The 21,098-nt window shown below is 63.6% G+C and carries 24 protein-coding genes; 9 read left to right on the top strand and 15 right to left on the bottom strand.

Annotated elements, in window-relative coordinates; translation table 11 throughout:
- Positions 1-31: 31 nt before the first annotated feature.
- The 3 genes from EN808_RS04525 to EN808_RS04515 form a co-directional block, all read right to left on the bottom strand.
- A complete protein-coding gene (locus tag EN808_RS04525) occupies positions 32-577 on the bottom strand; it encodes a DUF4142 domain-containing protein (protein WP_135915236.1) in 546 nt (181 codons plus the stop codon).
- A gap of 102 nt (positions 578-679) precedes the next feature.
- Complete coding sequence (locus EN808_RS04520; RefSeq protein WP_245525031.1) at positions 680-1,633, bottom strand: YihY/virulence factor BrkB family protein; 954 nt, start codon at positions 1,631-1,633, stop codon at positions 680-682.
- Positions 1,634-1,781: 148 nt separating this feature from the next.
- Positions 1,782-2,525 (bottom strand): DUF899 family protein, encoded by a 744-nt coding sequence (locus tag EN808_RS04515; protein ID WP_135915234.1) that lies wholly within the window; start codon positions 2,523-2,525, stop codon positions 1,782-1,784.
- A 156-nt stretch (positions 2,526-2,681) separates the two neighbouring features.
- On the opposite strand from EN808_RS04515, the gene EN808_RS04510 reads away from it, so the two are divergent.
- Positions 2,682-3,020, top strand: coding sequence for a hypothetical protein (locus tag EN808_RS04510; RefSeq protein ID WP_135915233.1), 339 nt, complete (start codon positions 2,682-2,684; stop codon positions 3,018-3,020).
- A gap of 16 nt (positions 3,021-3,036) precedes the next feature.
- Here EN808_RS04510 and EN808_RS04505 read toward each other — a convergent pair whose 3' ends face one another.
- From EN808_RS04505 to EN808_RS04485, 5 genes are all read right to left on the bottom strand, one after another.
- A complete protein-coding gene (locus EN808_RS04505) occupies positions 3,037-3,861 on the bottom strand; it encodes a carbohydrate ABC transporter permease (RefSeq protein ID WP_135915232.1) in 825 nt (274 codons plus the stop codon).
- 1 nt (position 3,862) lies between these two features.
- Positions 3,863-4,777, bottom strand: coding sequence for a sugar ABC transporter permease (locus EN808_RS04500; RefSeq protein WP_135915266.1), 915 nt, complete (start codon positions 4,775-4,777; stop codon positions 3,863-3,865).
- A 47-nt stretch (positions 4,778-4,824) separates the two neighbouring features.
- The gene (locus EN808_RS04495; protein WP_135915231.1) at positions 4,825-6,093 is read right to left on the bottom strand and encodes an ABC transporter substrate-binding protein; all 1,269 of its coding nucleotides are present in this window, start codon (positions 6,091-6,093) and stop codon (positions 4,825-4,827) included.
- 119 nt (positions 6,094-6,212) lie between these two features.
- Positions 6,213-6,701: a GNAT family N-acetyltransferase gene (locus EN808_RS04490; protein WP_135915230.1), complete on the bottom strand. Its 489-nt coding sequence runs from the start codon at positions 6,699-6,701 to the stop codon at positions 6,213-6,215.
- A 5-nt stretch (positions 6,702-6,706) separates the two neighbouring features.
- Positions 6,707-7,645, bottom strand: a complete 939-nt coding sequence (locus EN808_RS04485; protein ID WP_135915229.1) for a lytic transglycosylase domain-containing protein — start codon at positions 7,643-7,645, stop codon at positions 6,707-6,709.
- Positions 7,646-7,827: 182 nt separating this feature from the next.
- On the opposite strand from EN808_RS04485, the gene EN808_RS04480 reads away from it, so the two are divergent.
- Positions 7,828-8,397: a methylated-DNA--[protein]-cysteine S-methyltransferase gene (locus EN808_RS04480; RefSeq protein WP_135915228.1), complete on the top strand. Its 570-nt coding sequence runs from the start codon at positions 7,828-7,830 to the stop codon at positions 8,395-8,397.
- Between the two features lie 159 nt (positions 8,398-8,556).
- Here the strand turns inward: EN808_RS04480 and EN808_RS04475 are convergent, their stop codons facing one another.
- Positions 8,557-8,883 carry a hypothetical protein gene (locus tag EN808_RS04475; RefSeq protein WP_127279108.1) on the bottom strand — a complete coding sequence of 109 codons (327 nt, stop codon included), beginning with the start codon at positions 8,881-8,883 and terminating at the stop codon, positions 8,557-8,559.
- A gap of 275 nt (positions 8,884-9,158) precedes the next feature.
- Here EN808_RS04475 and EN808_RS04470 point away from each other — a divergent pair, with 275 nt between their 5' ends.
- The 3 genes from EN808_RS04470 to EN808_RS04460 all read left to right on the top strand — a co-directional run bounded on the left by EN808_RS04470 (position 9,159) and on the right by EN808_RS04460 (position 10,094).
- Positions 9,159-9,371, top strand: a complete 213-nt coding sequence (locus EN808_RS04470; protein ID WP_015316174.1) for a cold-shock protein — start codon at positions 9,159-9,161, stop codon at positions 9,369-9,371.
- Between the two features lie 272 nt (positions 9,372-9,643).
- Positions 9,644-9,844, top strand: coding sequence for a hypothetical protein (locus EN808_RS04465; protein WP_135915265.1), 201 nt, complete (start codon positions 9,644-9,646; stop codon positions 9,842-9,844).
- Positions 9,845-9,866: 22 nt separating this feature from the next.
- Positions 9,867-10,094, top strand: a complete 228-nt coding sequence (locus tag EN808_RS04460) for a hypothetical protein (protein WP_348630930.1) — start codon at positions 9,867-9,869, stop codon at positions 10,092-10,094.
- Positions 10,095-10,136: 42 nt separating this feature from the next.
- Here the strand turns inward: EN808_RS04460 and EN808_RS04455 are convergent, their stop codons facing one another.
- The 3 genes from EN808_RS04455 to EN808_RS04445 all read right to left on the bottom strand — a co-directional run bounded on the left by EN808_RS04455 (position 10,137) and on the right by EN808_RS04445 (position 12,576).
- A complete protein-coding gene (locus tag EN808_RS04455) occupies positions 10,137-10,745 on the bottom strand; it encodes a glutathione S-transferase family protein (RefSeq protein WP_135915227.1) in 609 nt (202 codons plus the stop codon).
- Between the two features lie 83 nt (positions 10,746-10,828).
- Positions 10,829-11,683 (bottom strand): EAL domain-containing protein, encoded by an 855-nt coding sequence (locus EN808_RS04450; RefSeq protein WP_127873458.1) that lies wholly within the window; start codon positions 11,681-11,683, stop codon positions 10,829-10,831.
- A complete protein-coding gene (locus tag EN808_RS04445; RefSeq protein ID WP_135884104.1) occupies positions 11,680-12,576 on the bottom strand; it encodes an EAL domain-containing protein in 897 nt (298 codons plus the stop codon). Before EN808_RS04445 ends, EN808_RS04450 begins: the two co-directional genes overlap by 4 nt.
- A gap of 216 nt (positions 12,577-12,792) precedes the next feature.
- Here EN808_RS04445 and EN808_RS04440 point away from each other — a divergent pair, with 216 nt between their 5' ends.
- Entirely contained in the window at positions 12,793-13,995 is a 1,203-nt protein-coding gene (locus tag EN808_RS04440; protein WP_127279114.1) for a pyridoxal phosphate-dependent aminotransferase, read from the top strand.
- A 75-nt stretch (positions 13,996-14,070) separates the two neighbouring features.
- Here EN808_RS04440 and EN808_RS04435 read toward each other — a convergent pair whose 3' ends face one another.
- Positions 14,071-14,466: a cupin domain-containing protein gene (locus tag EN808_RS04435; RefSeq protein ID WP_127279112.1), complete on the bottom strand. Its 396-nt coding sequence runs from the start codon at positions 14,464-14,466 to the stop codon at positions 14,071-14,073.
- A 396-nt stretch (positions 14,467-14,862) separates the two neighbouring features.
- Between EN808_RS04435 and EN808_RS04430 the strand changes: the two genes are divergently transcribed.
- Both EN808_RS04430 and EN808_RS04425 read left to right on the top strand, forming a co-directional pair.
- Positions 14,863-16,914 carry an elongation factor G gene (locus EN808_RS04430; RefSeq protein WP_135915226.1) on the top strand — a complete coding sequence of 684 codons (2,052 nt, stop codon included), beginning with the start codon at positions 14,863-14,865 and terminating at the stop codon, positions 16,912-16,914.
- 728 nt (positions 16,915-17,642) lie between these two features.
- Positions 17,643-18,140, top strand: a complete 498-nt coding sequence (locus EN808_RS04425) for an isoprenylcysteine carboxylmethyltransferase family protein (RefSeq protein ID WP_135915225.1) — start codon at positions 17,643-17,645, stop codon at positions 18,138-18,140.
- 21 nt (positions 18,141-18,161) lie between these two features.
- Here the strand turns inward: EN808_RS04425 and EN808_RS04420 are convergent, their stop codons facing one another.
- Both EN808_RS04420 and trxB read right to left on the bottom strand, forming a co-directional pair.
- Positions 18,162-19,058 (bottom strand): LysR family transcriptional regulator, encoded by an 897-nt coding sequence (locus tag EN808_RS04420; protein WP_127873461.1) that lies wholly within the window; start codon positions 19,056-19,058, stop codon positions 18,162-18,164.
- Positions 19,059-19,149: 91 nt separating this feature from the next.
- Positions 19,150-20,124: a thioredoxin-disulfide reductase gene (gene trxB / locus EN808_RS04415; RefSeq protein ID WP_135867440.1), complete on the bottom strand. Its 975-nt coding sequence runs from the start codon at positions 20,122-20,124 to the stop codon at positions 19,150-19,152.
- Between the two features lie 262 nt (positions 20,125-20,386).
- Here trxB and EN808_RS04410 point away from each other — a divergent pair, with 262 nt between their 5' ends.
- Positions 20,387-20,866, top strand: a complete 480-nt coding sequence (locus tag EN808_RS04410) for an Lrp/AsnC family transcriptional regulator (protein WP_127873463.1) — start codon at positions 20,387-20,389, stop codon at positions 20,864-20,866.
- Positions 20,867-21,098: the final 232 nt, after the last annotated feature.

The raw sequence follows: 21,098 nt of genomic DNA, 5'->3' as shown, positions 1-21,098 counted from the left end.
ATGGCCTGCACTCGAACAACTCGCCCAGCCGCTAATGCACCGCCGCCACATCCTTCAAATGCATCTCGTGCATCTTCAGCACCTCCAGCGTCTTCTTGGCGAATTCCTTCAGCGCCGGGTCGTCGCCGGAGCGGGCGTAGGTGGAAAACATCGCCACCGCCTGCTTGTGCGCCTCGGTCTGCAAGGTGATGTATTTGGCCTGGAAGGCCTCGCCATCCAGCGTCTTGAGCTGGTCGAGCATTGCCTGGTCTGCCGGCAACAGCGGCGGGCCTTCGGGCTTGATGGATGCCGTGGTCTGGCTCCTTTCCAGCGCCGCCTTGAAATCCTGGCCGGCCTTGGTGTGGTCCTTGACCATCAGCGCGGCGAAATCGGCGACATCAGCCGCGACGCCCTTTTTCTGCGCCAGCTTGCTGCTTTCGATCTCGAAGCGGTTGGCGCTGACCACCGTCTTGGTGAAGGTGTCGGTGTCGACCTTGTTCTCCGACACCGCCGGCAAGGTGCTGGCCGCCTGCTGTGAAAAGGCTGAAGGCGTTCCGGCCACAAGGGCCAGCATGGCAACGGCGAGATGCGGTTTCATCGAAACGCTCCGTGAAGGTGTCCTCGCAGACCCAACGCGGCAGATGCGGTGAGGTTGCCAGCCGCGTCCCTTCTCCTCGCGCGAGGAGCAGCGGCTCTCTCCCTACGGGCGACGAGGCCCCAGCAGAAAGGCCGTCATCGTTGCGCTCACGCACGCCACCGCCAACAACGCAACGGCGCCCGAAGAGCTGGGCCTTCGGCGCATTGAAACAAGATTTTGCGGAGCGGGAGCAGTTTGAACCCGCCCGTCCAGGTCGGACCTGCTCCCATGGCGAACGGAATAGGCGCGGGTCAACTCCGCGCCGAGCAGAAAGATTTCCGATGAATAATAGACCCAGAGCAGTATGACGAGCAGCCCTCCGGCCGCACCATAGGACGATGCGAGCGCACTTGTGCCGATATACCAACCGATAAGCGACTTCCCCAATGTGAACAGAGCGGCGGTCACGACAGCACCGATCGCGACATCCCGCCACTCCAAGGCACGGTCCGGCAGGACCTTGTAGATCGCCGCAAACATCACGGAGATCAGGGAAAAGGAAATCAACGTGTTGATCGCGCTCAGAACAAATTCGCCGAACGGCAAATGAGCGCTGATCAAATTGCCCAGGGCGGAGATCGCCGCACTCGCCACCAAGGACACCAGCAACATAAAGCCGAGGGCGGCGACCAGGCCGAGACTTGCCGCACGCGCCCGCAAGAGACGCGACAGCGAGCTTCCTTTCGCTTCAACCTTCCATATTGCATTGAGGGCCTGCTGCATCTCGCCAAACACGGCGGAGGCGGTGACGAGCAAAGTGGCCACGCCGATGATGGCCGCCAGGGTCCCCGATGATTTGCTGGATGCCCCTTCGAGTGCTGTCTGAAGGAGCGCCGCACTTTCCGAACCCATCAGCCCCGATATCTGGGCAGATAAAGCCAACTGTGCCGCGTCATGGCCAAATGCGATGCCAGCTATGGCGACGACAATTATCAGAACCGGGGCCAGCGACGTGGCGGCATAAAAGGCCATCGCCGCGCCATGACTAAGGGCATTGTCGTCGACAAAGCCAACCACGCTTTCTCGCACCAGGTCCCATACGTTTTTAAGTGTGGGTCGCACTTCGAATCCGTGAAAGGGGTCGCAAACCGTCTCCTATCAATGCAGCGGGTCTTCCGATGTTCCGGCCGACTTTAGCGAGAGTTTCAGCGAGGGCGCGCCTGCCTCAGTGGCAGCACGCCTCGCCATATTGCAGCTGCTCGTTCCAGTCCGGCCGGCCTTCCGGGGTAAAGTCCATCAGGTTCCACAGGATCTCGCAGGTGCCGATGGCGCGCGGGTCCTGGCCGGGTTCGGTTGGCGCGAAACCGAGTTCCGACGACCAGAAATGCCTGATGCCGTCAGCATCTCGATGAAACACCGACAGCAGCGGGATCTGCGCACCGTCGGCCGACTCGGCGTTGTAGTCGCGCTTGAAGCTGTTGCTGGCCGAAGACACCAGCCGCATGTTGCGCCAGCCGCGATCCCGGCCCAGCGTGACCAGATTTTCCAGCGCCGTCTTGGCCACGACGGCGAAGTTGAAGCCGGCGGCTTCCAAATGGCCGACCGCGCCGTCGAACTGGTCGAGCAGCGCGGTGCAGGACGGGCACGGCTGGTCGGGCCGCGCGAGCTTCGCCGTGCCGCCGCTGGTCGCCACCTCGCGCGTCTCCTGCGGGTGGCGCGGAAACATCATCTGGTAGAGGATCAGCGTGTCCTTGCCGGGCGCGAACAGCTCCGACAGTCTTATCTTCGCGGTCCTGCCGGCGATATCCAGCCCTTCGAACACATAGTCCTTCGGCACCAGCCCGCCCGGCGGAAGGGTGCGCCGCGCCTCGGCCACGGCTTCCATGGCGCGGCGCAGCTCGATTTCCTTTTTCAGCAGCTTTTCGCGCGCGGTGCGGTATTTGGCGGATTCGTTGGGAAAGGTGATCATGATCGGCTCCTTGGTTCCGCGCGCGGCGTCCCGGCGCGGTTGCTCTGCTCCCTAAGGACGTTTGGCCGTAACCGGTTCCGACATTCCTGCATCGGAACCGCTCCGGCTTTGCGACATTCCCTCCATCGGCTACAGCTTTCACCACGGAGGGACGAAATGAGCGAGACCGACGAGATCGACCTGCGCTGTCCGCAAGTGGTGGCCGACAACGCCGCCAAGGGTTTGCGGCTGCGCAAGCAGTTCGGGCGCGGCGGCACCGAGATCGGCGTCGCGCGGGCCACCGAACTGAAGAACCGCGAGAAGCTGGCGCCGTCCACCATCCGCCGCATGGTCAGCTACTTTGCCCGCCACGAGGTCGACAAGCGCGGCAAGAATTACGGCAATGAGGACAACCCCTCCGCCGGATACATCGCCTGGCTGCTGTGGGGCGGCGACGAGGGCCGCGCCTGGGCGCTGGAGCTCAAGCGGAAGATCGGCAACGCGCCGGATATCTGAGCGCAAGGTCCGCGCTTCACCCTTTCACCCCGCCGGCGGTGAGGCCGGAGACGATCTTGCGCTGGAAGATCAGCACCAGCACCACCAGCGGCACCGTGACGATCACCGAGGCGGCCATGATGTTGCCCCACGGGATTTCGAACTGCGAATTGCCCGAGAGCAGCGCGATCGCCACCGGCACGGTCCGCCGCGCATCGTTGGAGGTGAAGGTCAGGGCAAACAGGAACTCGTTCCACGCCCCAATGAAGGCCAGCAGTCCGGTGGTCGCCAGCGCCGGCCACATCAGCGGCAGGAAGATGCGGGTGATGATGATCCACGGCGTCGCGCCATCGAGGATCGCCGCCTCCTCGACCTCGACCGGCAGGTCGCGGACAAAGGCGGTGAGCACCCAGACGGTGAACGGCAAGGTGAAGATCATGTAGGAGAAGATCAGCGCGAAGAGCGAATTGTAGAGGCCGAACATCCGCACCAGTTCGAACAGCCCGGCCAGCACCGCCACTTGCGGGAACATCGAGACCGACAGGATGGCGAACAGCAATGCCGAGCGGCCGCGAAAACGGACACGCGCCAGTGCGTAGGCCGCGGTGACGCCGAGGAACAGCGAGAGTGCGACGACCGCGCCCGAGACGACCAGGGAATTCAGGAGATTGCGCATGAAGGCACCCTCGGCCAGCACGTTGCGATAATTGTCGAGGCTGGGTGCCTTCGGCCACGGATCGGCCTGGAACAGCTCGGTCCCCGATTTCAGGCTGGTGACGATGGCATAGTAGAACGGGAACACTGCGATGAGCACGATTGCCCCGACCAGCAGATAGAAGCCCGTGCGCTTCAGGACCCACATCTCAGCGTCCTCCTTCCAGGCTTATCCGGCCGATGCGGATGGTGAGGATGGTGAGCAAGGCGAGGACGAGGAAGAGCAGGGTCGAGGCGGCCGAGCCATGGGCGAACTTGTCGAACTCGAACAGGTTCTCGCGGGCGAATACCGACATCGACTTGGTGTGCGCATTGTTGGGCGTCAGCACATAGATCAGGTCGAAGATGCGCAGCGCATCGAGCGCCCGGAAGATCACCGCCACCATCACCGCCGGGCGGATCAGCGGCAAGGTCACCCGCCAGAAGATCTGCCAGGGATTGGCGCCGTCGAGCCTGGCGACCTCGATGATCTCGCGTGGCAGCATCTGCAGCGCGGCCAGGATCAGCAGCGCCATGAAGGGCGTCGTCTTCCAGATGTCGACGATCAGCACCGCCGCCATCGCCGTGTCGGCGCTGGCGGTCCAGGCGATCTTGGTGTCGATCAGTCCCAGATTGATCAGCACGACATTGATGATGCCGAACTGGTCGTTCAGCATCCACTGCCACATCTTGGCCGAGACGATGGTCGGGATCGCCCAGGGGATGAGGATCGCCGCCCTGACGATGCCGCGGCCGGGAAATTCGGCGTTGAGCACCAGGGCGACGACCATGCCGAGGATCGTCTCGCAGGTCACCGAAACCACCGCGAACCGCACGGTGTTCCACACGGCACGCCACCAGACCGGGTCGAGAAGCAGCCCGTCGTGGATGACCCTGCCGCTCGGCATGCGCAGAACCGAGACATAGTTGGCGAGGCCGACCCATTGGCGGGCGTCGAGATCGGACAGCGAGGCATCGGTGAAGCTGAAATAGACCGTGCGGGCGAGCGGCCAGCCGGCAGCGGCGGCGAGCACCAGAAGCATCGGCGCCAGGAACAGCCACGCCGAGCGCACACGCTGGCGCATCAGCCGCGAGCCCTGGCGCCGGTCGGCGGCATCAGACGGTCGCGCGCTCACCAGCCCTTGCCTTTCAGCCGGGTCAGCGTCGCCTCGAGGTCAGCCAGATTGTCGGCGGCGCTGCCTTCGCCGGACAAGGTCTTGTGGACGGCGTTCCAGAACTGGCTCGACGCCTCGTTGTACTTATTCCTGGTCACCGCCGAGGGCCGCGGCCCGGCATTGAGGAAGACATCCTTCCACTGCGGAATGATCGGCTGCTGGCTGGCGATGTCGGCATCGTCATAGCGCGCCTGGATGGTCGGCAGGTTGGCGGTCTTCAGCGTGCGGTATTTCTGCATTGCCGGCGAGGCGATGAACTTGACCAGTTCGATCGCCGCATCCGGGTGCCTGGAATATTTCGAGACGGCGAGGTTCCAGCCGCCGAGCGTCGCCGCCGGGCGGGCGCCCTCGCCGGCGCCCGCCGGCAGCGGCGCGACGTCGAACCTGCCCTTGATCGGCGACCCCTGGCTGTTGCCCAGCGCATAGGCATAGGGCCAGTTGCGCATGAAGACCGCATTGCCCGTCTGCCAGACGCCACGCGATTCTTCTTCCTGGTAGGCGAGCACGCCCGGCGGCGCGATGGTGCCGATCCAGCCCTTGGCCATGTCGAGCGCGGCCGCCGCCTGGGCGTTGTTGATGGAAATCGCGCCATCCGGCTCGACGATATGGCCGCCGCCGTTCGACACGACCCATTCGAACGCGTCGCAGGTCAGCCCCTCATAGGCGTTGCCCTGGAAGACGAAGCCCCAGATATCCCTGTTGCCCGAGGCACGCTCCTTGTCCATCACCAGCCTGGCGGTGTCGCCCAGCTCCTTCCAGGTGGCCGGCACCTTGGCGCCGTATTTGTCGAGCAGATCCTTGCGGTAATAGAGCGCCGGTGCATCGGTGAAGATCGGCAGCGCCACCAGCCTGCCGTCGACGGTCTGCGACTGGATGATCGACGGGAAATGACTGGCCACGACATCCCTGGTCGCCTCGGTCAGATCGACGAACTGGTTGGCGAGCTGCGGCGCCCAGATGACATCGGTCTGGTAGACGTCGACGTCGCTGTTGCCGGCGGCGAGCCACAGCCTGTACTGGCCGAACTGGTCGGTCCCGGATGACGGCATGGCGACGATGGTGACCTTGTCGCCGCTTACTTTCTCATAGCGGTCGAGGATCTCGCGCAGCACCTTGAGGCCGTTGCCGGTGTCGCCCGACACGATCGACAGCTCGACGGCCCGCGCCGGACCCGCAGCGAGCACGGCAGCGACGCTCAACGCCAGCAATGCGTGGAAAACCTTCATCGGTGGATCTCCTTGGCAGCCGGCGGCGCACAGCACCGGCAGCCGGTCAGACCCCACCGTTCATTGAATGCGGAGCGGCGCTTTGGGTTCCGAACAGGCCATGACCGGGGACGGCTGGGTCAGCCTTCCCAGGCGACGGGCCGCATGCCCAGCCGCTCGTAGAGCCGCACGGCGGCCGCGTTCTCGAGCGTATTGGTCTTGAGATCGACATGGGCGGCCCCCCGGTCGCGAAAAATGGCGAAGGCGTGCCACATCAGGGCCTCGCCGACACCCTTGCCGCGCGCCTCGGGATGAACGGCCAGGTCCTTGACGAATGCCGAGCTCCAGCACAGTGCGGCCGCGGCCAGCCGGCCCTTGGCATCGATGACGAGGAAACACAGCGCCGGGTCGAATTCGGGATCTTCGGATATGCGTGGCCACCATTCGTCGAAGGGGCCGTCGGTGCCATCGTCGAACACTTCGCCCAGCAGCGCATGCAGCGGCAGCGCGTCACCGCGCTCGAAGCCGCGCATGACAAAACCGTCAGGCCAGTGCGGCGCAACCAGCGTCTCGTCGAGGATCTTGCGCAGCCGGATGTCGTTTGGAGCCGGCGGACGCGGTTCGGGCATCGCGCTCAGGCGTCGGGCTGCAGGCGCCCGCGCTTGCGGTCGACACCGAGGCCGGTGGCCTCGAGCAGGCCCTTGCGCTTGGCGTCGAAATAGTAGCCGGTCTGGTAGAGCCAGTCGGCCTTCTTGGCGTTGCCGTTCGACACCAGCCAGGCGCCGCGCAGATATTTGACCGCGTATTTGAGATTGGTCTCGGCGTCGAACAGGCCCTTGGCCGGCCCGTCATAGCCCATGCCGCGCGCCGTCGCGTGCTTGATCTGCATCAGTCCCCAATGGCCGTTATTGTAGGCCTTGGGATTGTAGGTGCTTTCGCGGTTGACGACATGGCGCACCAGATCCACCGGCACCTGGTAGAAGGCGGCGTATTTGACGATCAGCCGGTCGACGTCGCCGCGCATGCCGGTCGCATGCTGTTCTTCCGCCGGCTCGACCGGCGCCGACGGGAACTGCACCAGGGCAGCCGGGTTCTGCGGCACGACATAGGCCACCTGCTGCACGCCGGGCATTTTCTGGCCGCCCTTGGCAACCGCCGGCACGATGAGCCCCGCGGTCGTGTAGGTCCCGGCGACCCCGACCGGCTGGCCGGCCTTAGACGGCGGCGGCGCCTGCCAGGCATTGGCGGTCATCACGGCGGGGACTGCCGGCGTTGTAGGCGTTGCCCCGGCAAAGGCCGCGGTCGCCGCGGCCGGCTGGGCGGCGGAATCGAGTGCCGGGGTGGTCGGGCCGGGGGTCAACTCGGCCGTCTGACCCGGCGTGATTCCAGAGGATTGAGGCAGTACCGAAACCGTGTCCGGCAGCGGCACGGTGAAGCCGGCATCGCTGCCTGCCATGGTCGCGGTTTCGGTCAGGGACGGCGCGGCCTTCATCTGCGAGGTCGAGGTGCAGCCGCTCATGCCGGCTGCCGCGACGATCACACCGATGGCGATAAGGGTTTGTTTTGCTGGCAAGCCGCGCTCGGAGTCCGGTTTGTCGGGTCGTTAAGATTTCCCTTACACCAGCGATTCTTGGGTAGCAATCGGGGCCATCTGGTGGTTTTCGGGTGGCGGGATGCAGGCAGCGGTGCCATATTGTTCCTGATATGTACCAGCAGGAATCCCGGATTCCGCCGCTTTGCGGAAAGGAGCACAGCATGGAAACGACCTCTTCGATCACAGCTGGCCACGCAGTGTTAGAAACAGTGATCGGTTTCATGGGCATCGCCTGGAGCGAAAAGGGCCTGATCCGGCTCTGCCTGCCCGAACGCAGCCGCGAAGCGGTGGAGCGGCGGCTGATGCGCCACGCCGGCGTTTCCGTCTCCACCGCCCAGCCGTCATGGGTGGTCGAGCTGATTGCCTCGATCAAGGCCTATGCCGCGGGCGAGGACGTCGATTTCACCGGCTTTCCCGTCGATCTCGACGGCATCGACGATTTCCGCCTCGCCATCTACGACGCCGCACGAAAACTCGGCTATGGCGAAACCACCACCTATGGCGAACTCGCCAAGCGCGCCGGCCATGCCGGCCTGCCGCGTGAAACCGGTGCCGCCCTTGGCGCCAATCCGGTGCCGCTGGTCATCCCGTGCCACCGCATCCTGGCCGCCGGCGGCAAGATCGGCGGCTTCTCGGCGCCCGGCGGCTCCGTCACCAAGGAAAAGATGCTGGCCATGGAAGGCGTGCGCGTCGGCCCGCCGCCGCCGGCGCAGGTGTCCTTCGGCTTTTGAGAGCAGTAAGCTGCTCCCGGGTGTGTTGAGATTCAGGTCAGGCCAAGCCGAAAACTGTGGCTTTCGAGAACCGGAGCGGAGCGTACTTGAAGTACGTGAGCACCGGAAGCGGAGGAAGCCACGGTTTGCAGGCCGGCATCACCTGAATATCGGCACACCCTAGTGGCGGCGGATGAAGCGATGCCTGAAACGCTCATTGTCCGGCCGCTTGCAGATATAGACCGGGCAGGACTTGGTGTCGGCGCTGGGCACATAGGCCCGCGTCCTCACCTCGCCCATGGTGCAGAACTGCTGGCTCTGCACGTAGCGGTCGTAGAGCGGCAGCCCCGGCACCCGTTTCGACTGATAGCGCAGGATGACCGCACCTTGGCGCGCGATCGTCGACTGAACCTTGCCGCAGCTCATGCGCGTCGGGTCGTAGCGCGAGATCGCCTGCGCCTGGGCGGCCACCAGCGTGAGGCAGGCGGCAAGCAGGATGGTTTTCATGGTCCTCTCCCCTCGATCCGCCGCCCGGGGACGGCGCGATCGTGCGTCACGGTTTCACCAGATTGGGGCGGCCGTTGGGCGGCCCCCGATCACGGCTTTTTCACGCAGTCTTGTTTTTTGTGCGAAAGCAGCCTATATCAGCCCCATTGATATTTCGGCCGATCGATCCGGGCCTCGCGATCTTCGCGTTTGCTGACGTCTATCTCCAAAATCTCGATGCACACCGGCTGGATTTCGGTCCGGTCATACCAAAGCAAATGTGAAGGACTATTTTTATGGCAACTGGAACGGTCAAGTGGTTCAACGCCACCAAGGGTTTCGGCTTCATCCAGCCTGACAGCGGCGGCGCGGACGTTTTCGTCCACATCTCGGCTGTCGAGCGCGCTGGCCTGTCGACCCTGGTCGAAGGCCAGAAGATCAACTTCGAGATCGAGCAGGACCGCCGCACTGGCAAGTCGTCCGCTGGTTCTCTGAGCAAGGCAGCCTGATTTTGAAAATGGCGCGCGCCGGACGAGAGTTCGGGGCGCGCGGCAAGTCACGGATGTACTGACGGTCGCGCGAGAAGCGCGCCGGAGTGGAAAGACCCGACAAGCTGGAACAGCAGATAGCTGCCAGCCCGGACCGGACGCTCCCGATCAGGCTACCGAAATGGGAAGGCGGGATTTATCCCGCCTTTTTATTTGCCTGGATTTTGGCCATCTAAGCCCGGCCTATGTCCCACCGGTGGCACCATATGGCCAACAATGGTACCATCCAGGTCATGACCAAGCTTGAACAAATCGAAAAATCCATCACCGAGTTGAGCCCGGAAGAACTGAAGGCGTTTGCCGCCTGGTTCGAGGCACTGCAGGCGGACATCTGGGATCGGCAGATTGAAGCCGATATCAAGGCAGGCAGACTGGACAAATTGGTGGCCGAGGCTCGCGCTGAGATTGCCGCCGGTAAATTGCGCGACCTGTGAGACATCGCGCCACGGCAAGTTTTTGGACGAGGTATCGGTCCTTGCCGAAATCGGCTCGCCGTTTAGCGACAAGAGCTTTACATTGTTGAGGGAAAACCCACGTCATCCCTCCCTCCATTTCAAGAAAGTCGGTGAGCTTTGGTCGGCGAGAATAGATAGCAACTATCGTGCCTTGGCTCTGGAAAGTGCTGACGGCTATAACTGGATATGGATCGGCAGCCACGCAGAATACGACCGCCTTATCAAATAGCACACAGACCCCAACGCACAATTCGGAACGACCGAGACAGACCTACCCCACCCACTCGATCGGCACATGCCCCGGATCCGCCTCCACGCGGCCGAGCCAGGCCACCACCTCGGGATAGGCGTCGAGCTGGAAGCCGCCCTGCTCCGCCGTGTGCGTGTAGGCATAAAGCGCGATGTCGGCGATGCTGAAGGCGCCACCGGCGAAGAAAGCGTTGTTTTCGAGATATGTGTTCATGACGCCGAGCGCCTTGTTGCCGCGCTCCAGCGTCGTCGCCAGCCGCTCGGGCGTCGCGTCCGCGGCCCGTTCGGGAAAAGTCAGCAGCGCCTTACGCACGGCTATGTAAGGCTCGTGGCTGTACTGCTCGAAGAACAGCCACTGATAGGCGAGCCCGCGCTCGTATCTGTCGGCCGGCAGCAAGCGCGTGCCTTCCGCGAGATAGAGCAGGATGGCGTTGGATTCGGCCAGCCGCCGGCCATCGTCCAGTTCCAGCAGCGGCACCATGGCGTTCGGATTCTTGGCGACGAAATCGGCTTTGCGCGTGTCGCCGGTATGCGAACTCACCTCGACGGTGGTGAAAGCGAGGCCGAGCTTGGCCATCAGCAGCCTGGGCTTGTAGCAATTGCCGCTGTCGATCATGCTGTAAAGTATCATTGCCGGTCCCCGGAGCGCTGCTTCTGCGGGCGGATTATCGCAGCGGCGGCATCCTCAACCAATGATTTGTTTTGGCGCGACCATCAGCGCCGCTTATGCAACGGCACGACCTTGTTGTCGAAGCCCAGCAGCACATCGACCGCAAGCGGCTCTTCGTTGAAAATGGTGCCGGCAAGCGCCGGACGCCCGAGAAGAAAACCCTGCAGCAAATCGACCCCACCTTCGAGCGCGACGCGCAGGTGGGTGGGCTGCTCGATTCCCTCGACCAGCACCTTGGCGCCACGGTCGTGCAGGCTGGACACCAGCGGGCGGAAGAAGCGTTCCGCGGCGGCGTGGCGGCAGAATTCCGCGAACCAGCCGCCATCGATCTTGACGATGTCGGGCTGAAGCAGGCTCACCCGCTCCTCGGTCGAATGGCCGGTCCCGAAATCATCGATGGCGATGCGGATGCCGTCGCGCCGCATTTCACGCACCAGCCTGGCCAGCAGCGCATCGTCCGCCGCCTGTTCAGTGATTTCACAGACCAGCATGGCGGGCGCCAGGCCGAGTTCGTCGAGATGCCGGCTCATCAGCCGGATCTCGGCCAGCGCCCGGCCAGCATGGTCGTTGACCAGTGGATTGTAGTTGAAGAACAGGTCGAGCCTATCGACGCCGATATTGTGGAAATTCCTGAGATGCAGCATCCGGCACATGGTTTCGACGAACAGGCGGTCCGAGGCCGCGACGCTGTCGAAGAACATCCGCGGCGACCCCGGGCGGCCGGCCCGGTGCGGCTCGATCAGGCCTTCCACGGCCACCGGGTGCAAGCTGCCGCCGTGCGGGGCGTAGATCGGCTGGTAGGCGCTGCGCAGGCGGAAGTCGCCATGGATGCCATATTCGATGCCGATCTCATCGACGAAGATCGCATCGCCAATGGTGCGCCGGCGCTCGACACTCATGGCACGATCCTGCGCCCGAAAGCCTTTGCCCGCCGCCCCGTGCGCGGCGCAACCGCGGCGGGAGCGGTCGTATGGCTTGCGGCGGGGACAGGTTCGGGACTGCTCATCGCGAAAACACGGAAACTTGTCGGCGCGAGTTCTGGACGGGCCAGCACGTAGCCCTGGACCATCGAGGCGCCCGATCGCTCGGCCAGCTCCAGTTGCCAGCCTTCCTCGATGCCCTCGAACACGGTGCGGATGCCCTGGTCCTCGAAGCTCCTGACCATGGATGTCAGCAGCGCGAAACCAGCGCCCGATTCCATCAGTTGTGTGATCCAGTGCGCATCGAACTTGACGATGTCGGGGCGCAGCTCCTTGACGCGGGTGATGTCGGAATCGTCGGCGCCATAGTCGTCGACGGCGATCCGGAAGCCGTTGGCTCTGAGCGCGGCGACGAAGCTGTGCAGGGTCTCCTGCGATGCCGATCTCTGCTCCGTCACCTCGCACACGACGCGGCCCGGATCGATACCGGCTTCGTGCAGGACCAGCCTCATGTCCCGCAAGGCGTTGTCGACGATCGATCGCTCGGTGAACACCGAGGGATCGAAATTCACGAAGATCGATGCCTCCTGCGGCAGGCAGGCGCCGGCATTGAGCAGATGCAGTGTCCTGGTCAGCGCTTCGACATGCAGGCGGTCGGCCGCCGGACATGTCGAGAAGAAGGTCATCGGCGATTGCGGCTCGCCGTCGCGAAACGGGCGGATCAGCCCTTCGAACGCGGCGACCGACAGCTTGCCCTCGCTGAAGGCAAAGATCGGCTGGAAGGCGCTTTGCAGCGTATAAATGCCCCAGACACCGCTCGAGGTGCCGTCATCATGACGGATGATATGGGCAAGTCCGATGCTGCGTGACAAGGGTTCCTCGCTCCGCGACCTGGCGGAATTGAGCCGCGATCCTGCCATGCAAGCCTCTACCGCCCGTTAATGAACTTTCTTTTGCCGATCACGCCTCATTGACCGCGCCACGCCACCTGGCCCAGCCGACAAGGCTTGCGCTGGGGGGAATGATGCGACATGAGAAGCGCCGCGGCCGCTCCTGGCCGCGCCTATCCTTTGGAGAGACAGAAGGTCATGGCCTTTCTTGCCGACACCCTTTCCCGCGTTAAGCCTTCCGCCACCATCGCGGTGACGCAGAAAGCCCGCGAGCTGAAAAATGCCGGCCGGGATATCATTGGCCTTGGCGCCGGCGAGCCCGATTTCGATACGCCCGACAACATCAAGAATGCGGCGATCGAAGCCATTCGCCGTGGCGAGACCAAGTATCCGCCGGTTTCGGGCATCGTGCCGCTGCGCGAGGCGATCGCGAAAAAGTTCAAGCGCGAGAACAATCTCGACTACAAGCCCGAGCAGACCATCGTCGGCACCGGCGGCAAGCAGATCCTGTTCAACGCCTTCATGGCGACACTGAACCCCGGCGACGAGGTCATCATCCCCCGCCCCTACTGGGTCAGCTATCCCGAAATGGTGGCGATCTGCGGCGGCACGTCGGTGTTTGCCGACACTTCGATCGACAACGGCTTCAAGCTGACCCCGGCGGTGCTGGAAAAGGCGATCACGCCGAAGACCAAATGGCTCTTGATGAACTCGCCGTCCAACCCGTCGGGCGCGGCCTATACCCACGCCGAACTGCGCGCGCTGGCCGATGTCCTCCTGAAGCATCCGCATGTCTGGACGCTGACCGACGACATGTACGAGCACCTGACCTATGGCGACTTCGTCTTCAAGACCATCGCCGAGGTCGAGCCGAAGCTCTACGACCGCACCCTGACCATGAACGGCGTCTCGAAAGCCTATGCCATGACCGGCTGGCGCATCGGCTACGCGGCCGGTCCGGTTCAGCTGATCAAGGCGATGGACATGATCCAGGGCCAGCAGACGTCGGGGGCCTGCACCATCGCGCAATGGGCTTCGGTCGAGGCGTTGAACGGCCCTCAGGACTTCATCGCCAAGAACAAGGCGATCTTTCAAGGCAGGCGCGACCTCGTCGTCTCGATGCTCAACCAGGCGCGCGGTATCACCTGCCCGTCGCCGGAAGGCGCCTTCTATGTCTATCCGTCCTGCGCCCAGCTGATTGGCAGGAAGACCAAGGCCGGCAAGGTGATCGACACCGACGAGACCTTCTGCTCGGAACTGCTCGAGGCCGAGGGCGTCGCGGTGGTGTTCGGCTCGGCCTTCGGCCTCGGCCCCAACTTCCGCATCTCCTACGCCACCTCGGAGACGCTGCTGGAGGAAGCCTGCACCCGCATCCAGCGCTTCACGGCATCCCTGACCTGATCTGGTAAGTCCAAAACAAAACCCGGCGTCAACGCTCAGGCGTTACCGCCGGGTTCGTCAATTCAGGCTCAGCACTCAGCCGCCATATTGCGCCGGCGTCACTGCTTCCAGCCAGTCGGCATGGATGCCGTCGAGCGCCTCCTGCATGGCGATATGCGTCATCGCCGACTTCGGCGCCGCGCCATGCCAATGCTTCTCGCCGGGCGCGAAGGAGATGACGTCACCGGCCCTAATCTCCCGGATTGGCCCGTCCCATGTCTGGGCCAGGCCGGCGCCCGCGGTGACATAAAGCGTCTGCCCAAGCGGATGCGTGTGCCAGTGGGTGCGCGCGCCGGGTTCGAAACTGACCAGCGTGGCCCTGAGCCGCGCCGGCGCCTCGGTCTCGATGATCGGCGTCTGCAGAACCCGGCCGGTGAAGTATTTGTCCGGCGCTATGATGGTCGGCACGCTCCCGCAAGCAATTATTTTCATCGTCTGTTCCTGGAACTGGTCGGAGCTGGCGAGGCGCCGGCCCCTTGAAGTCAAATGCATTCTCGGCCCGGATTGGCCCGGACGCAACCGGCCGGGTCGCCCGCTCGGCCTGATTTTTCTTGACTACGAACCTTGCCCGCATGGGACGGCCGCGCTGTTTGCCGGGCGCTCGGTCGAACCGCTCGCGCTCAGCGCCTGAGCCGGCCAGCCGCGCCGGCTTCCTATTTTTCTTGCCCTGCCGGCAAACAAGTGGGACGATGCATCAGGGCAGGTGGACATGAAAAGAACCCCGCCCGCGACGGTCGAACAGGCCGGCCGCCGCTCAGGACCGATTGACCACGCCTGAACCATGCATGCCAGTCGGTCCTACGGGAAACGCCTGAGTGGAGGTCAGCCATGGGTACTCGCGCCGGAGGACGACGCACGGGACCGAAATGCATTGCCATAGTCGGTCCCTTCGCAAGCGGTAAGACGACACTTCTCGAAGCCATATTGGCCCGTACGGGCGCCATCCCTCGCCAGAATCCGGTTTCATCGGGCAACACCGTTTCAGATCATTCGCTCGAGGCCCGCGCCCACGCCATGAGCGTCGAGGCGTCGATCGCCACCACAGAATTCATGGGCGAGCAATTCACCTTCGTCGACTGCCCCGGGTCGATCGAATTCTCCTTCGAGGCCGAACCGGTACTGGCCGCCTGCGATGTCGCGGTGGTCGTGGCCGAGGCCGACGAAAAAAAGATCCCAGCCCTGCAGCTCATCATGCGCAAGCTTGACGATCTCGGCGTGCCACGCATCCTGTTCCTCAACAAGGTCGACAAGGCGATCGCGGGCGTGCGCGACACGCTGAAGATGCTGCAGCCGACAAGCGCGGCGCCGCTGCTTCTGCGCCAGATTCCGCTGCGCAAGGACGGCGTCGTCATCGGCTCGATCGATCTGGCGCTGGAGCGCGCCTACATCTACCGTGAATATGCCGAGAGCGAGGTGGCCGAGATACCGGGCGACGACAAGGCGCGCGAGCTGGAGGCGCGCTTCTCCATGCTGGAGACGCTGGCCGACCATGACGACCAGCTGATGGAGCAGTTGCTCGAGGAGATCGAGCCGCCCAGGGACGCGATCTTCGACGATCTCGCCGCCGATCTGCGCGACGGCGCGGTGACACCGGTGCTGATCGGCACCGCCGAGAAAGGCAATGGCGTGCTGCGCCTGTTGAAGACGATCCGCCACGACGCGCCCGACATCGAGGCGACCCGCAAGCGGCTCGGTGCCCCGGACGGCAACGCGACGGTGGTCCAGGTGATGAAGACCATCCACACGCCGCATGGCGGCAAGCTGTCGGTGTCACGCATTCTGTCGGGCCAGGTCGCCGACGGCTTGGAACTGTGGCTGCCCGGCGGCGACACCGCCAAGGTTTCCGGCATCTACAGGATGCTGGGCAAGGACCAGGTCAAGCTGACCGCCGCCAGAACCGGCGACACCGTGGCGCTCGGCAAGCTGGACGCGGTCAAGACGGGCCAGACGCTCAGCTCCGCCAAGGGAGGCATCAAACAGCTCTTCGATGTCGAGCCGCCGCAGCCGGTCTTCGCCTTCGCGCTGCGCCCCAAGGAGCGCAAGGACGAGGTCAAGATGTCGGCGGCCATCCAGCGCCTGGCCGAGGAAGACCCCTCGCTCAGCCTGCGCCACAACCAGGACTCGGCCGAGACCGTGCTGTCGGGTCACGGAGAGATGCATCTGCGCGTGGTGCGCGAGCGGCTGGAGGGCAAGAACCAGATACCGGTCGAAGGCCATGCGCCGGCGGTGCCCTATCGCGAGACGATCCGCAAACCGGTGCAGCAGCGCGGCCGTCACAAGAAACAGTCGGGCGGCCACGGCCAATTCGGCGATGTGGTGATCGAGATCAAGCCGCTGCCGCGCGGCTCCGGCTTCCAGTTCACCGACACCATCACCGGCGGCGTCGTGCCCAAGACCTATATCCAGTCGGTCGAGACAGGCATACGCGACTATCTGAAGACCGGCCCGCTCGGCTTCCCCGTGGTCGACGTCGCGGTCAATCTGTCGGACGGCTCCTACCATGCGGTCGATTCCTCCGACATGGCCTTCCAGATGGCGGCAAAGCTCGCCATGAAGGAAGGCATGGCCGCCTGCTCGCCGGTGCTTCTGGAGCCGGTGATGAAGGTCAAGATCGTCACGCCGTCGGACGCGACGTCGAAGATCATCGCGCTGATCCCGCAGCGGCGCGGCCAGATCCTCGGCTATGACGCGCGGCCCGACTGGCCCGGATGGGATATCGTCGAGGCGACCATGCCGCAGGCCGAGATCGGTGATCTGATCATCGAGTTGCGGTCGGCCACTTCAGGCGTTGCCAGCTACCGCGCCGCCTTCGACCACATGGCCGAGCTGACTGGCCGGCTCGCCGACGAGGCGATGAACGCCAACGGCAAGGCGGCCTGATTTCACTCGTTTCATGAGAAGCCCCCTCGAAGGATCGAGGGGGCAAAAACCAAAAACGGCGCCCGGGGGGGCCGGACGCCGTTTTGTTGTGCGGACCGTTTTCTTGGGAGGAGAAACGGCAGGTCCGCCGCATGTAGGTCGCCGAACTTCGGCGGAAAAGGTTCGGACGCGGTAGCCGCCTGAGCCCGGGCCGTACGAGTGATGCCCCCATCTCCCGTCCGAACCACACCGCGTCCTAGCATCTACATAGCAGCGGAAGGCATCGTTGTCATGTTACCAGAGGTTACATGACACTGTTACGTGGCAATTCTGATGAAATTTTCGCTCGTCCCGCCTGGGTCCGGGCAACAAAAAAGCCGGATCAACGAAGATCCGGCTGAGTTTGATTGGAAGTGCCTGTTAAGGCTAACCTCCAGAGGGGAACACTCGAGGGCGCTAATGGGAGGAGAACGCGCCCAGGAGATGATCTATATATGTGCTCATCATGCCCAAGAAACAAGCATCTATTTTGCAACACACGCATGCAAAAAGGCACAGGCTGTGGTCCAACCCATTTAGGGAGCCAATAGGACCAGCAGAATCGTGAAAATGAAGCGTACTTTCGGGTCATTGTCGTCTCGAAAACGCCAATCCCAACCGATTTTGTTCCCAAAATGCCGAAAAACACTGATGATGTGGAATGAGGCACCGGCGGTTCAATTCCAAGGCAGTCAAGCGGAGATCAACCAATGCGTAGGTTTTCGGCGATTGCCGGCAGCGGCATTTTCCTGATTGCTGCCCCCGGCGTGGTCGCCGGGCTGATTCCCTGGCTGCTCAGCGAGCGCTGGAGCCTGCCATGGTCGCCCCTGCCCGGCCTTGTCGTCGCCGGCGGCGTCCTCATTGTCGCCGCGGCCGCCGTGCTGCTACATGCCTTCGCCCGCTTCGCACTGGAGGGGCTGGGCACGCCGGCCCCCGTCGCACCAACCGAAAGACTGGTGATCGGCGGCATCTACCGCCATGTCCGCAATCCCATGTATGTCGCCGTGCTGTCGATCATTATCGGCCAGGCGCTGTTGTTCTCGAGCTGGTCGATCGCCACCTACGCGGCGATCGCGGCGGCTGCCATGGTGACCTTCGTCAAGCTCTATGAGGAGCCGACGCTCGCCGGCCGCTATGGCGCCGAATACAAAGCCTACCGCCACAACGTACCGGGGTGGCTGCCGCGGATTACGCCCTGGAAAGGATAGGCTCGCGGAGCTGACCCTGGATCAGAAGGACCAGCTTCTGGCCTTGGCGATGATGAAGTCGCGGAACACGTGCAGCTTGGCCTGGTTCTTCATCGCGTCGGGATAGGCGAAATAGGTGTCGAAGGACGGCACCTCGGTTTCCGGCAAAAGCTGCACCAGGCCGGAATCCTTGCTGATCACATAGTCCGGCAGCATGGCGATGCCGGCGCCGCCCTGCACGGCGCGCTTGATCGACAGGATGTCGTTGATCTGCAGTGTCGGCACGCGCCGGCCGCTCTCGAAATCACCGACCGTCTCCAGCCAGTTCAACTCCGACAGATGCGACGGCACAGGCAGGCCGAAGGTGACGATGCGATGGCTTCTCAACTCTGCGATCGAGCCCGGCTTGCCGTATTTGGCGACATAGGACGGTGCCGCGTAGAGATGGAAATGCACGGTAAACAGGCGGCGCTGGATCAGGTCCGGCTGTTGCGGCTGGCGCAGCCGGATGGCGCAATCGGCCTGGCGCATGGTGAGGTCGAGCTCCTCGTTGGCGAGGATCAGCTGCAGGCTGATTTCGGGGTAGAGTTCGATGAACTCCTGCACCCGCTCGGTCAGCCAGCCGGCGCCGAGGCCGACGGTCGTCGTCACCCTGAGCACACCGGACGGGCGGTCCTTGGTCTCGGTCAGCCGCGACTTGATGGTTTCCAGCTTCATCAGCACGTCATGCGCCGTGCGGAACAGCATCTCGCCCTGTTCGGTCAGCACAAGGCCGCGTGCATGACGATTGAACAGCGGCACGCCGACATCATGTTCGAGCGCGCTCACCTGTCTCGATATCGCCGATTGCGACAGATGCAGCGTCTCGGCCGCATGCGTAAACGACCCCGCTTCCGCCGCAGCGTGAAACACGCGTAGCTTGTCCCAGTCCAACGCCATGATTTCCCCTCGTTCCGGTTGGCGTTTGAATGAAAAATCAGGCTTTTACACGGCGCTTCTAAGCCGTTTTTTTAACAGTTTTGCGAGCCGCCTATTCCGCTGCCTCGCGATGCACCTCGATGCCGGCCAGATACTTTTCCGCTTCGAGCGCGGCCATGCAGCCGAGCCCCGCCGCCGTCACTGCCTGACGGTAGATATCGTCGGTCACGTCGCCGGCCGCGAACACGCCAGGCACGTCGGTGCGCGTCGAATCCGGCGCTGTCCACAGATAGCCGTTCGGCTTCTGCTTCAGCTTGCCGGCGAACAGCTCGACCGCGGGCGCATGGCCGATGGCCACGAAGACGCCGTCGACCTTGAGGTGGCTCTCGGCACCGGTCACGGCATGCCTGAGCTTCAGCCCCTCCACCGAAGGCGGCAGCGGTGCCTTGCCGGGGCGGCCGGTGATCTCGTCGACGATCGTGTCCCAGATGACGCGGACATTGTCCTTCTTCAACAGCCGCTCGCGCAGGATGCGCTCGGCACGGAAGTCCGAGCGCCTGTGAATGACGGTGACGCTCTTGGCGAGGTTGGACAGATAGAGCGCCTCTTCCACCGCCGAATTGCCGCCGCCGACCACCGCGACATCCTTGCCGCGATAGAAGAAGCCGTCGCAGGTGGCGCAGGCCGAAACGCCGAAGCCCATGAAGTCCTGCTCGGTGGGAATGCCCAGCCACTTGGCTTGTGCGCCGGTGGCGATGATCAACGCGTCGGCCGTGTAGGTCGTGCCGGAATCGCCCTTGGCGCGGAACGGCCGCACATTGAGGTCGACCTCGGTGATGATGTCGTTGATGATGTCAGTGCCGACATGCTCGGCCTGCTTGAGCATCTGCTCCATCAGCCACGGCCCCTGGATCGGGTCGGCGAAGCCGGGATAGTTTTCGACGTCCGTGGTGATCATCAGCTGACCGCCCTGCTGCAGGCCGGCGACGAGCATCGGCTTCAGCATGGCGCGCGCGGCATAGACCGCCGCCGTATAGCCGGCCGGACCGGAACCGATGATGAGAACGGGCGCATGCTTGGTGGTCATTTGGAGCCTCTGCGGGGCGGACACGAGTGTGCCTTGGAAAAAGACGTGGAATGTCGCGCTTAATGTAAGGGCTGCCAGCCACGCCAGCAAGACGAGCCGACCGTCGTCCCCGGAAAGCTTCGGCCCGTGTGGATATTCGCGCGATCAGCGCTTTTCGTTACCTGTCCAAAATCGCGTCGACGAGGGCTGGCTTCGACACAAAAGTCGTTTAATTACAAAATCGCGAAAGATTCTTGCGCCACACTGATCATCGAGAACCCTGATGCCCCTCAAGGCCGATCTTGACGCCATCGACTGGAAGATCCTGCGCGAGCTTCAGTCGGACGGGCGCATGACCAATGTCGAGCTCTCGAACCGCGTCGGCATTTCGGCCCCGCCCTGCCTGCGCCGGGTCAAGCGGCTGGAGGAAGCCGGTATCATCCGTGGCTATCGCGCGCTGCTCAACGCTCCGGCGCTCGGCCTCGATGTCGTCGCCTTTTGCCTGGTCGGGCTGCATCACCAGGCCGATGCCGAACTGCGCATCTTCGCCGACCGCACGCGCGGCTGGCCGATCGTGCGCGATGCCTGGATGGTGTCGGGCGAGTCCGATTTCCTGCTGCATTGCGTGGCAAGCGACCTCGGCAGCTTCCAGACCTTCGTCATCGAGGAACTGACCTCGACGCCGAACGTCGACACGGTGCGCACCGCGCTCACCATTCGTCGCGTCAAGGATGAGGGTTTGGTGTCGTTCGAGCGACCCTGAGGCCAGCCGACGCCCGCGCGATAGGCGAATTCCTGGCCTTCGCCACACCGGCGCCGCGTTGGTATTCGAAAGACGTTGATATACAAGGCTGAACGGCTCTGCCGGACTTCACTGCTTGACTGGGCGCTTGACTGGTTTCTCAAGCCATTCCAGAAAAAATGTGTAACGGTTTTCCGCCCGGAATTGCTTGAGAACAGATGGCGCGAGCACGTGAAATCCGGAAGAATCCGCA

The organism is Mesorhizobium sp. M8A.F.Ca.ET.165.01.1.1, from assembly GCF_004792065.1.
GTDB lineage: Bacteria > Pseudomonadota > Alphaproteobacteria > Rhizobiales > Rhizobiaceae > Mesorhizobium.
Note: the sequence above shows the minus strand (reverse complement) of the source record. Positions and strands in the feature narration are given on the sequence as shown.

What these genes read in the sequence shown, in the direction of transcription:
- EN808_RS04525 (WP_135915236.1), bottom strand. Translation starts at nt 577, where the DNA reads ATGAAACCGCATCTCGCCGTTGCCATGCTGGCCCTTGTGGCCGGAACG.
- EN808_RS04515 (WP_135915234.1), bottom strand. Translation starts at nt 2,525, where the DNA reads ATGATCACCTTTCCCAACGAATCCGCCAAATACCGCACCGCGCGCGAA.
- EN808_RS04510 (WP_135915233.1), top strand. Translation starts at nt 2,682, where the DNA reads ATGAGCGAGACCGACGAGATCGACCTGCGCTGTCCGCAAGTGGTGGCC.
- EN808_RS04505 (WP_135915232.1), bottom strand. Translation starts at nt 3,861, where the DNA reads ATGTGGGTCCTGAAGCGCACGGGCTTCTATCTGCTGGTCGGGGCAATC.
- EN808_RS04500 (WP_135915266.1), bottom strand. Translation starts at nt 4,777, where the DNA reads ATGCGCCAGCGTGTGCGCTCGGCGTGGCTGTTCCTGGCGCCGATGCTT.
- EN808_RS04495 (WP_135915231.1), bottom strand. Translation starts at nt 6,093, where the DNA reads ATGAAGGTTTTCCACGCATTGCTGGCGTTGAGCGTCGCTGCCGTGCTC.
- EN808_RS04490 (WP_135915230.1), bottom strand. Translation starts at nt 6,701, where the DNA reads ATGCCCGAACCGCGTCCGCCGGCTCCAAACGACATCCGGCTGCGCAAG.
- EN808_RS04480 (WP_135915228.1), top strand. Translation starts at nt 7,828, where the DNA reads ATGGAAACGACCTCTTCGATCACAGCTGGCCACGCAGTGTTAGAAACA.
- EN808_RS04475 (WP_127279108.1), bottom strand. Translation starts at nt 8,883, where the DNA reads ATGAAAACCATCCTGCTTGCCGCCTGCCTCACGCTGGTGGCCGCCCAG.
- EN808_RS04470 (WP_015316174.1), top strand. Translation starts at nt 9,159, where the DNA reads ATGGCAACTGGAACGGTCAAGTGGTTCAACGCCACCAAGGGTTTCGGC.
- EN808_RS04465 (WP_135915265.1), top strand. Translation starts at nt 9,644, where the DNA reads ATGACCAAGCTTGAACAAATCGAAAAATCCATCACCGAGTTGAGCCCG.
- EN808_RS04455 (WP_135915227.1), bottom strand. Translation starts at nt 10,745, where the DNA reads ATGATACTTTACAGCATGATCGACAGCGGCAATTGCTACAAGCCCAGG.
- EN808_RS04450 (WP_127873458.1), bottom strand. Translation starts at nt 11,683, where the DNA reads ATGAGTGTCGAGCGCCGGCGCACCATTGGCGATGCGATCTTCGTCGAT.
- EN808_RS04440 (WP_127279114.1), top strand. Translation starts at nt 12,793, where the DNA reads ATGGCCTTTCTTGCCGACACCCTTTCCCGCGTTAAGCCTTCCGCCACC.
- EN808_RS04435 (WP_127279112.1), bottom strand. Translation starts at nt 14,466, where the DNA reads ATGAAAATAATTGCTTGCGGGAGCGTGCCGACCATCATAGCGCCGGAC.
- EN808_RS04430 (WP_135915226.1), top strand. Translation starts at nt 14,863, where the DNA reads ATGGGTACTCGCGCCGGAGGACGACGCACGGGACCGAAATGCATTGCC.
- EN808_RS04425 (WP_135915225.1), top strand. Translation starts at nt 17,643, where the DNA reads ATGCGTAGGTTTTCGGCGATTGCCGGCAGCGGCATTTTCCTGATTGCT.
- EN808_RS04420 (WP_127873461.1), bottom strand. Translation starts at nt 19,058, where the DNA reads ATGGCGTTGGACTGGGACAAGCTACGCGTGTTTCACGCTGCGGCGGAA.
- trxB (WP_135867440.1), bottom strand. Translation starts at nt 20,124, where the DNA reads ATGACCACCAAGCATGCGCCCGTTCTCATCATCGGTTCCGGTCCGGCC.
- EN808_RS04410 (WP_127873463.1), top strand. Translation starts at nt 20,387, where the DNA reads ATGCCCCTCAAGGCCGATCTTGACGCCATCGACTGGAAGATCCTGCGC.